11 protein-coding genes are annotated in these 14,765 nt (G+C 62.6%); 9 read left to right on the top strand and 2 right to left on the bottom strand.

Annotated features, from left to right (window positions below):
• Positions 1–134 precede the first annotated feature (134 nt).
• From urtA to FXB40_RS38425, 9 genes are all read left to right on the top strand, one after another.
• A complete protein-coding gene (urtA, locus tag FXB40_RS38465; protein WP_148777476.1) occupies positions 135–1,394 on the top strand; it encodes an urea ABC transporter substrate-binding protein in 1,260 nt (419 codons plus the stop codon).
• A 147-nt stretch (positions 1,395–1,541) separates the two neighbouring features.
• Positions 1,542–2,468, top strand: coding sequence for an urea ABC transporter permease subunit UrtB (urtB, locus tag FXB40_RS38460; RefSeq protein ID WP_148777475.1), 927 nt, complete (start codon positions 1,542–1,544; stop codon positions 2,466–2,468).
• An 18-nt stretch (positions 2,469–2,486) separates the two neighbouring features.
• Entirely contained in the window at positions 2,487–3,629 is a 1,143-nt protein-coding gene (gene urtC, locus FXB40_RS38455; RefSeq protein ID WP_148777474.1) for an urea ABC transporter permease subunit UrtC, read from the top strand.
• A gap of 10 nt (positions 3,630–3,639) precedes the next feature.
• Positions 3,640–4,395: an urea ABC transporter ATP-binding protein UrtD gene (urtD, locus tag FXB40_RS38450; protein ID WP_027531396.1), complete on the top strand. Its 756-nt coding sequence runs from the start codon at positions 3,640–3,642 to the stop codon at positions 4,393–4,395.
• 13 nt (positions 4,396–4,408) lie between these two features.
• Positions 4,409–5,098: an urea ABC transporter ATP-binding subunit UrtE gene (gene urtE / locus FXB40_RS38445; protein ID WP_148777473.1), complete on the top strand. Its 690-nt coding sequence runs from the start codon at positions 4,409–4,411 to the stop codon at positions 5,096–5,098.
• Positions 5,099–5,125: 27 nt separating this feature from the next.
• A complete protein-coding gene (gene fmdA, locus FXB40_RS38440; protein WP_028139663.1) occupies positions 5,126–6,355 on the top strand; it encodes a formamidase in 1,230 nt (409 codons plus the stop codon).
• A gap of 70 nt (positions 6,356–6,425) precedes the next feature.
• Positions 6,426–6,803, top strand: a complete 378-nt coding sequence (locus FXB40_RS38435) for an FmdB family zinc ribbon protein (RefSeq protein ID WP_148777472.1) — start codon at positions 6,426–6,428, stop codon at positions 6,801–6,803.
• A 45-nt stretch (positions 6,804–6,848) separates the two neighbouring features.
• Entirely contained in the window at positions 6,849–7,889 is a 1,041-nt protein-coding gene (locus FXB40_RS38430; protein WP_148777471.1) for an aliphatic amidase, read from the top strand.
• 271 nt (positions 7,890–8,160) lie between these two features.
• The gene (locus tag FXB40_RS38425; protein WP_246208238.1) at positions 8,161–11,529 is read left to right on the top strand and encodes an autotransporter outer membrane beta-barrel domain-containing protein; all 3,369 of its coding nucleotides are present in this window, start codon (positions 8,161–8,163) and stop codon (positions 11,527–11,529) included.
• Positions 11,530–11,532: 3 nt separating this feature from the next.
• On the opposite strand, the gene FXB40_RS38420 is transcribed toward FXB40_RS38425, so the two are convergent.
• The gene (locus FXB40_RS38420; RefSeq protein WP_148777470.1) at positions 11,533–12,363 is read right to left on the bottom strand and encodes an MlaD family protein; all 831 of its coding nucleotides are present in this window, start codon (positions 12,361–12,363) and stop codon (positions 11,533–11,535) included.
• Positions 12,364–12,510: 147 nt separating this feature from the next.
• A complete protein-coding gene (locus tag FXB40_RS38415; RefSeq protein ID WP_148777469.1) occupies positions 12,511–14,745 on the bottom strand; it encodes an acetate--CoA ligase family protein in 2,235 nt (744 codons plus the stop codon).
• Positions 14,746–14,765: the final 20 nt, after the last annotated feature.

The following is a 14,765-nucleotide window of genomic DNA, read 5'->3' as shown; positions in this document are numbered from 1 at the left end:
CAAATCCCGTACCAAAAGCCTACGTCGGTATTTTGCGGTGCAGTATACGCGATCTTGCGTATGCTTGCGGTGCACAAATTCGAGCCATCCTCACGGCACCAAACGCGTGTCCTCGAACAAACAGTGGGGTGCTCATGTCAGACGAAGAAACCAAGGGCCTGTTGTCGCCGCTCCGGCGCAAACTATTGATGGGAATGGCGGCCATCCCGGCCATCACGATGCTGCCGCGGGCGTCCTTTGCGCAGACCCCGGCGACCTCGGCGGTCAACACCACCGGCCTCGCGGTCACTGACACAGAGGTGACGGTCGGCATCCTGCATTCGGCGACCGGCACCATGGCGATCTCCGAAACCGGCTCGATCGAGGCCGAAAAGCTCGCCATCGAGCAGATCAACGCCGCCGGCGGCGTGCTCGGCCGCAAGATCAAGTTCATCCAGGAAGACGGCGCTAGCGACTGGCCGACCTTCGCGGAAAAAGCCAAGAAGCTGCTCGTCAACGACAAGGTCGCGGCGATCATGGGTTGCTGGACCTCGGCCTCGCGCAAGGCGGTGCTGCCGGTCGTCGAGCAGTACAATGGCATGCTCTATTACCCGACCTTTTACGAAGGCCTCGAGCAGTCCAAGAACGTGATCTACACCGGCCAGGAGGCGACCCAGCAGATTCTCGCCGGCCTGAACTGGATCGCCAAGGAGAAGGGCGCCAAGTCGTTCTTCTTCGTCGGCTCCGACTACATCTGGCCGCGCACGTCGAACAAGATCGCGCGCAAGCACGTCGAGAACGTGCTGAAGGGCAAGGTCGTCGGCGAGGAATACTATCCGCTCGGCAACACCCAGTTCAACTCGGTCATCAACAAGATCAAGTTGACCAAGCCCGACGTGATCTTCACCGACGTGGTCGGTGGCTCCAACGTCGCCTTCTACAAGCAGCTCAAGGCCGCCGGTATCGACCTCTCCAAGCAGGCGCTGCTGACGATCTCGGTCACCGAGGACGAGATCGACGGCATCGGTGGTGAGAACATCGCGGGCGCCTATGCCTGCATGAAGTACTTCCAGTCGCTCGACAACGCGAACAACAAGGCCTTCGTGCCGGCGTTCAAGAAGATGTGGGGCGAAAAGACTGTTATCGGAGACGTCACCCAGGCTGCCTATCTCGGCCCGTGGCTGTGGAAGTTGACGGTCGAGAAGGCCGGCTCCTTCGACGTCGACAAGATCGCGGCGGCTTCGCCGGGCGTCGAGTTCAAGGGCGCGCCGGAAGGCTATGTGCGCATCCATGAAAACCATCACCTCTGGTCGAAGACCCGGGTGGGACGCGCCAAGCTCGATGGCCAGTTCGAGCTGATCTACGAGACCGCCGATCTCGTCGAGCCTGATCCGTTCCCCAAGGGCTACCAGTAAGAGCGCTGCCAGTAAGCCACGCGGCGTCGATCGCCGTTTCCCTCAAGGCAAAACCTCTCCCTGGCGTGGACAGCAAATCCACGCCCAAGACCCCCGCGTCGCGAATTTTCTCGCGACGCGGGACCTCATCCCTGACGGAGGACATCGATGTTCGGCGACTACTCGCTTGGTGACCTTGGCTCCATCTTCGTCATGCAGGGTTTTGCAGGACTGATCCTGTTCTCTGTCTATGTGCTGATGGCGCTCGGTCTTGCGATCATCTTCGGCCAGATGGGCGTCATCAACATGGCCCATGGCGAGTTCATGATCCTCGGGGCCTACGTCACCTGGATGACCTCGAATTTCTTCCAGACCTATTTGCCGAGCCTGTTCAGCGGTTACTTCTTCCTCGCGATGATCCTGGCCTTTGTCGCATCCGGTGCGCTGGGAATGCTGGTGGAATGGGTGCTGATACGGCATCTCTACAAGCGCCCGCTCGATACGCTGCTTGCGACCTGGGGCCTCAGCCTGATGCTGCAGCAGGCCTACCGTTCCGTATTCGGCGCGCGCGAGGTCGGCGTCGAGCTGCCGCAATGGATGCTCGGCTCGCTGCACGTCAGCGACAGCATCGAGGTGCCGATCAACGGCGTCTTCGTGATGTGCCTGACCGTGCTGATTACCGTCGGTGTTGCCTATGTCATGTACAAGTCGCGCTGGGGCCGCCAGGTGCGCGCCGTTGTGCAGAACCGCATCATGGCCGGCGCGGTCGGCATCAACACGGAAAAAGTCGATCGCTATACCTATGGTCTCGGCTGCGGCATCGCCGGCGTCGCCGGCAGTGCCTTCACGATGATCGGCTCGACCGGGCCGACCTCCGGGCAGCTCTACATCGTCGACACGTTCCTGGTGGTCGTGTTCGGCGGCGCTGCAAGCCTGCTCGGCACCATCGCCTCGGCCTTCTCGATCTCGCAGACGCAATCCACCCTCGAGTTCTTCATGTCGGGCTCGATGGCCAAGGTGCTGACGCTGCTCGCCGTTGTCGGAATCCTGATGCTGCGGCCGCAAGGGCTGTTCGCCCTCAAGGTCCGCAAGTGAGAAATAGAGGCTGATGCAATGACCGACAATCGGTTCTTCAATCGATCGGAGCTCATCGGAATTCTGGTGCTCGCGGTCTTCCTGGTGGTGGTGCTGCCGCTCACGCTCGATGTCTTCAGGCTCAACCTGGTCGCGAAATATCTGACCTATGCCTTCGTGGCGCTCGGGCTGGTGGTCTGCTGGGGCTACGGCGGCATTCTCAGCCTCGGCCAGGGCGTGTTCTTCGGGCTCGGCGGTTACTGCATGGCGATGTTCCTCAAGCTCGAGGCATCGAGCGTCGAGAACACCAAGATCCAGTCGACCCCCGGCATTCCCGATTTCATGGACTGGAATCAGATCACCTCACTGCCGCTGTTCTGGAAGCCCTTCCACAGCCTCACCTTCACTATCGCCGCCATCATCCTGGTGCCGGGCATCTTCGCGCTGATCATCGGCACCGCGATGTTCAAGCGCCGGGTCGGCGGGACTTATTTCGCCATCATCACCCAGGCGGTCGCGGCCATCCTCACCATCCTGATCGTGGGCCAGCAGGGCTACACTGGCGGCATCAATGGCATGACCGATCTGCGGACGCTGAAGGGATGGGACATCCGTCCTGATCACGCCAAGGTCGTGCTGTACTTCTTCGAAGTCGGATGTCTGTTCGTCTGCATCATGATCGCGCAATTCGTCCGGCACTCCAAGCTCGGCCGCATCCTGGTCGCGATGCGCGAGAAGGAAGACCGGGTTCGCTTCTCCGGCTACAGCGTCGCGAACTTCAAGATCTTCGCCTTCTGCATCGCCGCCGTGTTCGCCGCGATCGGCGGCGCCATGTTCGCGCTCAATGTCGGCTTCATGTCACCGTCCTTCGTCGGCATCGTGCCGTCGATCGAGATGGTGATCTACACCGCGGTCGGTGGCCGACTTTCGATCCTCGGTGCCATCTACGGTACGCTGCTGGTCAATTTCGCCAAGACCAGCCTCTCGGAAACCTTTCCCGAATTGTGGCTGTTCGGCCTCGGCGGCTTGTTCATCGCCGTGGTGTTGGCCTTCCCGAACGGCCTTGCCGGGATCTGGGGCGACTATGTGCAGCCGCGCATCGATCGCCTGATCTCGTCGCGCAAACCCAAACCCGAAGGCTGGACCGACAGCTCGGTCGCCGACGGCGCCCCGGCCGAGTGAGGAGATCATCATGCTCGTAGGTCATCAGCCCAAGGAATTCCTGCTCGCTGTCGAGGCGCTGACCGTCTCGTTCGACGGGTTTAAGGCGGTCAACGATCTCTCCTTCTATGTCGACGAGAACGAGATCCGCGTCATCATCGGCCCTAACGGTGCCGGCAAGACTACGGTGCTCGACCTGATCTGCGGCAAGACCAAAGCGACGTCGGGCTCGATCCAGTTCCGCGGCAAGGAGCTGACGCGGATGAAGGAGAACGAGATCGTCAAGACCGGCGTCGGCCGCAAATTCCAGAACCCGTCGATCTACGACGATCTCACGGTGTTCGAGAATCTGGAGATCTCCTACCCGCGCGGGCGCTCGGTGTTCGGTGCGCTGACCTTCACCCGCGATGCCGCCGTGCGCGACCGGGTGCATGAAGTCGCCGAAATGATCTTCCTGAAGGATCGGCTGAACATGAGCGCCGATCTGCTCAGCCACGGCCAGAAGCAATGGCTCGAGATCGGCATGCTGCTGATCCAGGACCCAGACCTATTGATGCTGGACGAGCCCGTTGCCGGGATGAGCGTGTCCGAGCGGACCAAGACCGCGGAGCTTCTCAATCGCATCATCAAGAACCGGTCGGTGCTGGTGATCGAGCACGACATGAAGTTCGTCGAGGACATCGCGCACAAGGTCACCGTGCTGCATCAGGGCCAGATCCTCTCCGAGGGGACCATGGAGAAGGTGCAGAACGATCCCAAGGTTATCGAAGTCTATTTGGGCCATTAAGGAGGCGTGACGGATGCTGGCTATTTCGGATCTCCACGTCGCCTACGGGCAGAGCGAGGTGCTGCACGGGCTCAACGTCAAGGTCGCGCCCAACGAGATCGTTGCGATCATGGGCCGCAACGGCATGGGCAAGACCACGCTGATGAAATCGCTGATGGGCATCCTCCCGGCGAAAAGCGGCTCGGTGACAATGGACGGCGCCGAGCTCGGCGGGCTGCCGAGCTATGAGCGCGTGGCCAAAGGCCTCGCCTATGTGCCGCAGGGCCGCATGATCTTCTCGACCATGACGGTGAAGGAGAACATCGAGACGGGTCTTGTCGTCTCAGGCGGGACCGAGGTGCCAGCTGACATCTACGAATTGTTTCCCGTGCTGCTGGAGATGAAAGGCCGCCGCGGCGGTAATCTCTCCGGCGGGCAACAACAACAATTGGCGATTGCCCGTGCGCTCGCGACCAAGCCGAAGGTGTTGCTGCTCGACGAGCCGACCGAAGGCATCCAGCCGTCGATCATCAAGGACATGGCGCGGACGCTCAAGCGCATCCGCGATGAAAAGGGCCTGTCGATCGTCGTGTCCGAGCAGGTCCTGAGCTTCGCGCTCGATATCGCCGACCGTGTGCTCGTCATCGAGAACGGCGCGATCGTGCGCGATGACCCGCGCGACAGCGTCGATGCCGCGCAGGTCTCGAAATATCTGTCCGTCTAACCAACCGTAGTAAAGGGGAGCTTCTCGATGCCAGAGACACTGATCAAGGTCGATCTCACCAAGTCGGCTTACGAAAATGACATGGTGCACAATCGCTGGCACCCCGACATTCCGATCGTGGCCTGGGTCAATCCCGGCGACGATTTCATCATCGAGACCTATGACTGGACCGGCGGCTTCATCAAGAACAACGATTCCGCCGATGACGTGCGCGACATCGATCTCTCGATCGTGCACTTCCTCTCCGGTCCGATCGGCGTCAAGGGCGCCGAGCCCGGCGATCTCCTTGTGGTGGACTTGCTCGACGTCGGTCCGATGAAGGAAAGCCTCTGGGGTTTCAACGGCTTCTTCTCCAAGCAGAATGGCGGCGGCTTCCTCACCGACCATTTCCCGCTGGCGCAGAAGTCGATTTGGGACATCAAGGGTCTCTACACCTCGTCGCGCCACGTCCCGGGCGTCAACTTTGCCGGGCTGATTCATCCCGGCCTGATCGGCTGCCTGCCCGATCCGAAGATGCTGGAGACCTGGAACAAGCGTGAGGCCGAGCTGATCTCGACCAACCCGACCCGCGTGCCCGGCCTGGCCAATCCGCCGTTCGCGGCGACCGCCCATGGCGGCCGTGCCAAGGGCGATGTGAAAGCCAAGATCGGTGCGGAAGGTGCGCGCACCGTGCCGCCGCGCGAGCATGGCGGCAATTGCGACATCAAGGATCTCTCGCGCGGCTCAAAAATCTACTTCCCGGTCTATGTACCCGGCGCCGGTCTCTCGATGGGCGATCTGCACTTCAGCCAGGGCGACGGCGAGATCACCTTCTGCGGCGCCATCGAGATGGCCGGCTGGCTGCATCTGAAGGTCGAGGTGATCAAGGACGGCATGTCGAAATACGGCATCAAGAATCCGATCTTCAAGCCGTCGCCGATCACGCCGAACTACAAGGATTATCTGATCTTCGAGGGCATCTCGGTCGACGAGCAAGGCAAGCAGCATTATCTCGACGTTCACATCGCCTATCGGCAGGCGTGTTTGAACGCGATCGAGTATCTGAAGAAGTTCGGCTACTCCGGCGCCCAGGCCTATTCGATCCTCGGCACCGCCCCGTGTCAGGGCCACATCTCCGGCGTGGTCGACGTGCCCAATGCCTGCGCCACGCTATGGCTGCCGACCGAGATCTTCGACTTCGATGTGATGCCGTCGGCGGCAGGTCCCATCAAGCACATCACCGGCGATATCCAGATGCCGATCTCGCCAGACAAGTGACGCTGCGCTCCCTCTCCCCGTCCTCACGGGGAGAGGTCAGCGGACATCACCGAGCGCGAAGGGACACAAGATGCCGGTCTATGAATATCTCTGCGACGATTGCGGTCCGTTCAAGGATCTCCGCCCGATGGCGGAATGCGACGATCCGCAAAACTGTCCGCACTGTGAGACGATGGCGCCGCGCGTCATCCTGACCGCACCGAACTTCTTCTGCATGCCGGCGGAAAAGCGAAAAGCCCACGCCGTCAATGAGCGCAGCACGCACGCGCCGCAGACGCTCGCGCAATACAAGGCCTCGCACGGCCCCGGTTGCGGTTGCTGCTCGTCGGGCAAGACCGTGAAGGACAAGAACGGGTCCGACCAGAAGAAGCCGGCGCGGCTGGTGACCAAGACCAAAAGCGGCGCCAAGGGCTTCCCCACCGCGCGGCCCTGGATGATCAGCCACTAACGCCACGCAATGACCTCAAACGAATAAAAGACAGGAGCGCTCAACATGCTTCACGGCGATATTTCCAGCAGCAACGACACCGTCGGCGTCGCAGTGGTGAACTACAAGATGCCCCGCCTGCACACCAAGGCGGAGGTGCTCGACAACGCCCGCAAGATCGCGGACATGCTGGTGGGCATGAAGGCCGGCCTGCCCGGCATGGACCTGGTGATCTTCCCGGAATACTCCACGCAAGGCATCATGTACGACTCCAAGGAGATGTACGAGACCGCCTCCGCAGTGCCGGGCGAGGAGACCGCGATCTTCGCGGAGGCCTGCCGCAAGGCCAAAGTGTGGGGCGTGTTCTCGCTGACCGGCGAGCGTCACGAGGAGCATCCGCACAAGGCGCCCTACAACACCCTGATCCTGATGAACGACAAGGGTGAGATCGTGCAGAAGTATCGCAAGATAATGCCCTGGGTGCCGATCGAGGGCTGGTATCCCGGCAATTGCACCTATGTCTCCGAAGGCCCGAAAGGCATGAAGGTCAGCCTGATCATCTGCGACGACGGCAATTTTCCGGAGATCTGGCGCGACTGCGCCATGAAGGGCGCCGAGCTGATCGTGCGCTGCCAGGGCTACATGTATCCGGCCAAGGAGCAGCAGATCCTGATCTCCAAGGCGATGGCGTGGGCCAACAATGTCTATGTCGCGGTCGCCAATACCGCCGGCTTCGACGGCGTCTATTCCTATTTCGGTCACTCCGCGATCATCGGCTTCGACGGCCGCACGCTCGGCGAGTGCGGCGAGGAGGATTACGGTATTCAATACGCCCAGCTCTCGAAGCATCTGATCCGCGATGCCCGCCGCAATGGCCAGTCGCAGAACCACCTCTACAAGCTGGTCCACCGCGGCTACACCGGCATGATCAATTCCGGCGAAAGCCCGCGCGGCGTCGCGGCCTGCCCCTATGATTTCTACAAGAACTGGATCGCCGATCCCGAAGGCACGCGCGACATGGTCGAGGCGATGACCCGCTCGACGCCGGGGACTGACGAGTGCCCGATCGACGGCATCCCGAACGAGGCCGCGCCGAGTAATTACTGAAGCACTGCCTGACCGGGGCACCCGGAATCGTGCTCTGGTTGCGAAGGGCGGTCGAATGAGCGTTGCGCGGGTGCAACACCGAGCCTGAAAAGTTCCCGTTTTCCGAGCAATGCGGCAAAATACGGAAACGTAACCGCAAAACTACGGAACACGACGTGCTAACCATCGTCCCGGTGGCGCCGCAGAGCGCTCACGGGAATGGGGTTGGGGCGTGCGTTTCCGATTGACCAGACTTGGCCGGGTTCGGCCGGGGAGGATATCCGTCGCGACCGTGTCAGCGGCGCTTCTGGTGATCGCGGCTGCACCGGTGTCGGCGCAGGACGCCACCTGGTTCGGCGGGACACCCAGCGCGGCGAGCAGTGATTATTTTGTGTCGTCCAACTGGACCCCGGCCACGGTGCCGACCGGCATCGCAACCTTTGGCGCGTCCGCAAATACCAACATTTCGTTCGGGAGCACATCAACCGTTGGCGGTTGGACCTTCAGTCCGGGAGCTTCTGCTTACACCATCACAGTTGGGGGCGCCCTCGGTGAGCTCGATTTCACCGGCGCCGGCATCACCGTCAATGGCGGCAGCGCCACCATCATCAACAATTTTATCACGCAGTTTCACAATTCGAGCAGCGCGGGTGCCGCCAGCATCACCAACAACTTCGCACTGGATTTTTGGGACACAAGCAGCGCCGGCAGCGCCAACATCACCACCACGCACGCCATTGAGTTCTTCAACAACAGCTCTCCCGGCAGCGCCGCCATAACAGCCACAGGACCGCTCGCCAGCGTCCGATTCGACTTCACATCGGGGCTCAACGGAGATTACAAGCTGACCGTCGGCTCGATCGCTGGAGACGGCACATTCAACATCGGCCACAACCAGTTGACTGTCGGCAGCAACAATCTCTCAACGACCGTTGATGGCCTCATCACCGACGGCGGATTCGGCGCCAATGGCTCGCTGGTCAAGGTCGGCACCGGCACGCTGACGCTGACTGCTGCCAACTCCTATGCGGGCGGCACCACGGTCTCCGACGGCATCCTGCAGGTTGGTCACAACAGCGCGGTCGGCACCGGGACGGTGACCCTGGATGGCGGTCTGTTCCAGGCCGACGGTACCACCGATCTGACCATCGCCAACAATTTCAAGATCAACAACACGCTGGCCGGCGGCGCGATCGACGCCAACGGCGTCGCGCTGACGATCGGGGGCAACATCAGTGATGGTGTGGGAGCCGGTAAACTCACCGTGCTGGATTCGGCCGGTGGTGGTGTTCTGATTCTCGCGGGTACCAACACCTATAGCGGCGGCACCACGATCTGCTTTTGCGGCACGCTCCAGCTAGGCGACGCCACGCACACGGGGTCGATGGTCGGAGACATCACGAACGAGGGGCTGTTCAACGTCGTCAATGCCAATACCACCGGCATCACCTCGCTCACCAACGACGGCGGCCTGACGACGTTCAACAATACGACGTCCGCCGCCACGATCGCGATCACCAACAAGAACGGCGGCGGAACCGAATTTTTCGACAGCAGCAGCGCGGGCAGCGCCACGATCGTCAATCGCACGGGCGGTGTGACAATCTTCAGCAATACCAGCACCGCGGCCGACGCCAGCATCACCAACAGGTCCTCCGGCGTGACGGTGTTCACCGACAACAGCACCGCCGGCAACGCCACCATCACCACGCTCAACGGCGCCGAGACGCTGTTCTTCGTGGCCGCAACGGGCGGCAATGCGCAATTCATCACCAATGGGTCCGGCGTTGTCGATTTTTCCGGCACCACCGGTCCGAACGGCGACGGGCGCATCAGCGCTGGATCGATCGCGGGCTCGGGCAGCTACCTGATCGGCGCCGGCAACACGCTGGTGGTCGGCAGCAACAATCTTTCGACGGAGGTGAGCGGTGTCATCGCCGATTCCTGCGGCTGTGGACCGGGAGCCGGTTCGCTCGAAAAGGTCGGCAGCGGAACGCTGACCCTGTCCGGCGCCAACGTTTACACCGGCACGACTACGGTGAACGGCGGTGTTCTCCAGGTCGACGGCTCCATCGCGTCGTCGATCCTGACCACGGCGAATGCCGGCGGTGCACTGACGGGCATCGGCACGGTCGGCAATACCATGGTCGCCAATGGCGGCATTTTCCTGCCCGGCAACGGCACGCCGGGCACGTCGATGACTGTTGCCGGCAATCTCGCCTTCCAGTCCGGCGCGCTCTATCTCGTCGCGCTGAACTCCACCAGTTCGAGCTTTGCCGCCGTCACCGGCAATGCCGCGTTGAACGGCACAGTCGTGGCATCGTTAGCGCCCGGCAGCACCGTACGGTCTCAATATACGATCATGCAGGTTGGTTCGGCCACCGGCAACTTTGCCGGCGTCGCCGCGCCCGGCGGCCTCGTCGGTACGACCACGCAGGGCGCCGGTGTCGTCTATCTCAATTTCGCGCTCGACTATGGCGCGAAGAACAATCTCAACATCAACCAAAGCAACGTTGCCACCACGCTGCAGAATTTCTTCAAGACTAATGGCGGCCTGTCCGCCATTTTCATAGGCCTTGGGCCCGGCGGACTGACGCAAGCCTCAGGCGAGTCAGGGACGGGATCGCAGCAGACCACGTTCAATGCGATGAACCAGTTCCTCGGCCTGTTGACCGATGTCTTCAATACGGGCCGCAGTGGCACACCGGGCGCCACGCCGTATGCCGACGAGACGAACGCGACTGCCTATGCCGCGACCCGCAAGACCGCGAGCGACGCGCTTGCGTCAATCTATCGCAAGGCACCGACACCGACATTCGAGCAGCGCTGGGATGTCTGGGCCGCCGGCTATGGCGGCTCGCAGACCACCGACGGCAATGCGGCGCTCGGCTCGAACAACACCAGCAGCAGCGTGTACGGCACTGCGGTCGGTCTGGATTATCGCTTCTCGCCATCGACAATCGCGGGCTTTGCGCTCGCTGGTGGTGGCACAGGCTTCAACGTCAACGGGCTTGGCTGGGGTCGCTCGGATTTGTTCCAGGCCGGCGCCTTCGTGCGCCACAACGCGGGACCTGCCTATGTCACGGCGGCGCTGGCCTATGGCTGGCAGGATGTCACGACCAACCGCATCGTCACCGCCGCCGGCACCGACCAGCTGCGTGCACAGTTCAATGCCAACGCCGTTTCAGGCCGCATCGAGGGCGGCTATCGCCAGGCCACGCAGTGGATCGGGCTGACGCCCTATGCCGCGGTTCAGGCCACCATGTTCAGCCTGCCGAGCTATTCGGAATTCGCCGTGGTCGGCAGCAACAATTTCGCGCTCAACTATGCCGCCAAGGACGTGACCAGCACCCGCATCGAGCTCGGCCTGCGCGCCGACAGATCGTTTGCCGCCGCCGGCGGCGTGGTGACGCTGCGCGGCCGCGCCGCCTGGGCGCATGATTTCAATCCGGATCGCACGGTCGGCGCAGTGTTCCAGGCGCTGCCAGGATCGGCCTTCGTCGTGAACGGCGCCGCGCAGGCGCGCGATTCCGCGCTGACCACGGCGTCGGTGCAAATGAATTGGATGAACGGCTGGTCTGCGGCACTGACCTTCGAGGGCGAGTTCTCGAACGTCACCCGCTCCTACGCCGGCAAGGGCGTCGTGCGCTACGCGTGGTAGGCTCTACCGCTTCTGCTGTGCTGGCTTGCGCGGCGGACGCGGGGCGGCGGCGGGCGCAGGCGTCCCGCTCATCTTGTTGGCGGCCTCGCTGACATCGAGCAGCGAGCGGCGGGTGTCCTCGAGGAAGCTTGCCGATTTCTTCTTCATGGTGTCGGCGAGCTCGTGCAGTCCCTTCACCTTTTCGAACAACTCGTCGGCCTTGCCGTCGACGAAGCCGGGGACCACACCTTCGATCTTGGTGACCGCCTTGTCGAAGCCGGCAAACGCATTGTCGACCTTGAGCATGACCGCGTCGATCTCGTCGCCTTTGCCGCGGAGGTCGGCGGTATAGTTTTCGAACGTGCGCAGGCCGTCCTTGATCGCGGGCGCGTTGTTGACGATGGTACGATCGACGCTGTGCAGCGTGTCGACGATGGATTCGGCGTCGCTGAGATCGGCGGTCAGCACGGGAATGCCGTCCGAGTCCAACGGCACCGGCGGCGCAGACGGGGCGCCGCCGATCAGCGAGACCGCAGCGACACCGGTGAGGCCCAGGAACTCGATGCCGGCGACCGTGTCCTTGCGGATCGGCGCGGTGTTGTCGAGCGACACCAGCGCCACGACCTTGCGCGGACTGTCGAGCTTGATCGACAGGATCTGACCGGCGGGTACACCGTCGAAATTGACCGGGCCGCCGCGGCGCAGGCCGCTCGCGGAACCGCCTTCGAACACGACGCGCAACGGGCTGCGGCTCTGGATGGTGCGCCATTTCTGCACGCCGAGCAGGCCGCCGAACGCCACGGCGATCACCGCCAGCGTCGTCGTTCCGATCACCAGATTGCTCGCGCGTGCCATGCGGATGCGATTTTACGACCAAAGCGGGGAAGTTGGAAGGAGCCGCGATGGTACGTAGGGCGGGTTAGCGAAGCGTAACCCGCCGTTTACCCGTCAACCATCGCGTAATCCAGCGGATTGCGCTGTGCTAATCCGCCCTGCGCGACATCAGTGTCCGGCTGCGCGCTTTGCGGCCGCGTTGTTCAACACGATCAGCGCATCGACCGCGACGCCGGTTTTGGCATTGATCAGGAACGGATTGACGTCGATCGAGGCGATCCGGTCGCCGGCATCCGCGATCAAATTGGACAGGCCGACCAGTGCCTTCACGGCGGAGGCCTCGTGCAACGCCGGCTTGCCGCGATAGCCGCGCATCTTGATGCCGGCTTTGGTGCGGCCGATCAGGAGCCGCGCCTCGGCCTCGTCCAGCGGCGCGCCGGCAAGCGCCACGTCCTTCATCAGCTCGATATCGATGCCGCCGGTGCCGAACAGCACAACCGGTCCCATCTCGGCATCGAGCGACGCCCCGACCACGAGCTCGAGGTCGGCCTTGACCTGCTGCGCGATCAGGATGCCGTCGAGCTTCGGCTTGCCCCTCAGGTTGTTCACGCGCGCGGTGATGTCGGCAAAAGCTCTCTTCACCTCGGTCGCGCTGTTGAGGTTCAGCACCACACCGCCGATATCGGATTTGTGCAGGATCTCGGCGCTGACGAGTTTGGCCACGACAGGAAAGCCGATCTGCTTGGCGATCTTCACGGCTTCCGCTGATGTCTGCGCGATTCCCTCCTTCGAGACCGGAATGCCATACGCCTCTAGCAGCTTCTTCGAGGCGACCTCGTCGAGCGCGTCGCCGCTCGCCGATGCCAGCGCTTTCTCCAGCACGGCGCGCGCGGCGGGCTTCGAGCTTGAGACGATGTCGGGCACCTCCTTGCGCAGCCTGGCATAGGAGAGCAGCGATTTGATCGCGGTCACCGCGCGATCCATGCCCTGCATCACCGCGAGGTGCGGCAGCGATTTGCGCAGGCCCTTGGTGAACTCGGTGAAGCCCACCGACATCGCGCTGATATAGATCACGGGTTTTGCGGCCCGGCTCGCCATCTCGTTGACGATGCGCAAATTGCGCTCGCGCTGCTCGTGCGGCGCTTTTGGAAACTCGGCATCGACGATGACGATGTCGATATCGGGATCGTCGATCATCAGCTTGATCGACTTCATGTAGACGGAGGGATCGACCACCGCCGCAAAGCCGGCATCGAGCGGATTGCCGACGATCGATCCCGGTCCGAGCATCTTTGCAAGCTCGGAGCCGACGTGCGGGCTCAGCGGCGCAAAGTTCAGGCCTTCGGCATAGAAGGCGTCGAGCAGCATGCCGCGTTTGCCGCCGGACAGCGTGACCGCCGCAAGCCGGTCGCCCCTGGGCACGGCGGCGTGGACGAAGCATTCGGTGGTCTCGATCAATTCGTCGAGCCCACCCACGCGGATCGCGCCTTCGCGGGTTGCGATCGCGTCGAACGTCTCGATCGAGCCCGCTAGCGCGCCGGTGTGCGCCATCGCGGCGGCGCGACCGCCTTCCGACGATCCGAGCTTGAGTGCGATCACCGGCTTGCTCGCGGCACGCGCGGCCTTGCAGGCGTCGCGAAACGCCTTGGTGTTGCGCACGCCTTCGAGATAGACCACGATCACCTTGACGCTCGGATCTTCGGCGAAATAGCGCATCAGGTCGGGTGTCTCGAGCCCGGTCTCGTTGCCTGTTGTCACCATGTAGCCGACACCGACGCCGCGATCCTCCAGCGCCTGCCGGATTGCCATGACGATAGCGCCGGATTGGCCGGCGATTGCCACCGCGCCCTGTTCCATGGTGACGATGCGGTCGTCGATATTGGTGAAGAGCTTCTCGCCGGCGCTCAGATTGCCGAGGCAGTTGGGGCCGGTGACGGCAAGCCCCGTCTCACGCACGGCCTGTTGCAGCTCCATGGCGAGCTTCTGGCTCTCATCATCCTGCAACTCGCTGAAGCCCGACGTGACGATGGTCGCGGATCGCGCACCGGCAGCGGCGGCGTCGCGGATCACCTGCACGGCAAAGCGCGCGGGCACCAGCACCAAAACGTGATCAGGCTTCTCGGGGAGGCTCGCAAAATCCTTGTAGCAGGGCACGCCCCAGATGGTTTCGCGCTTGGCGTTGACAGGATAGAGCCCGCCCTCGAAGCCGTATCTGACCAGATTGTTCCAGATGCGCTCGGCGTAATTGCCCGGCTTGTCGGTCGCACCCACCAGCACGATGTTGTGCGGATGCAGCATGGCGTGGATGCCCTTGACGATGTCACTGGCATCGGGCGGCGGCGACCATGAGCGGGCAGGAACCGACGCAGCAGAGGCCTGCGCTTGAGAGACCTGGGCTTCCATGGCGTGACCTCACCTTTTGT

It is taken from the genome of Bradyrhizobium rifense (genome assembly GCF_008123425.1).
Taxonomy (GTDB): Bacteria; Pseudomonadota; Alphaproteobacteria; order Rhizobiales; family Xanthobacteraceae; genus Bradyrhizobium; species Bradyrhizobium rifense.
This window is presented reverse-complemented; position numbering and strand designations above follow the sequence as displayed.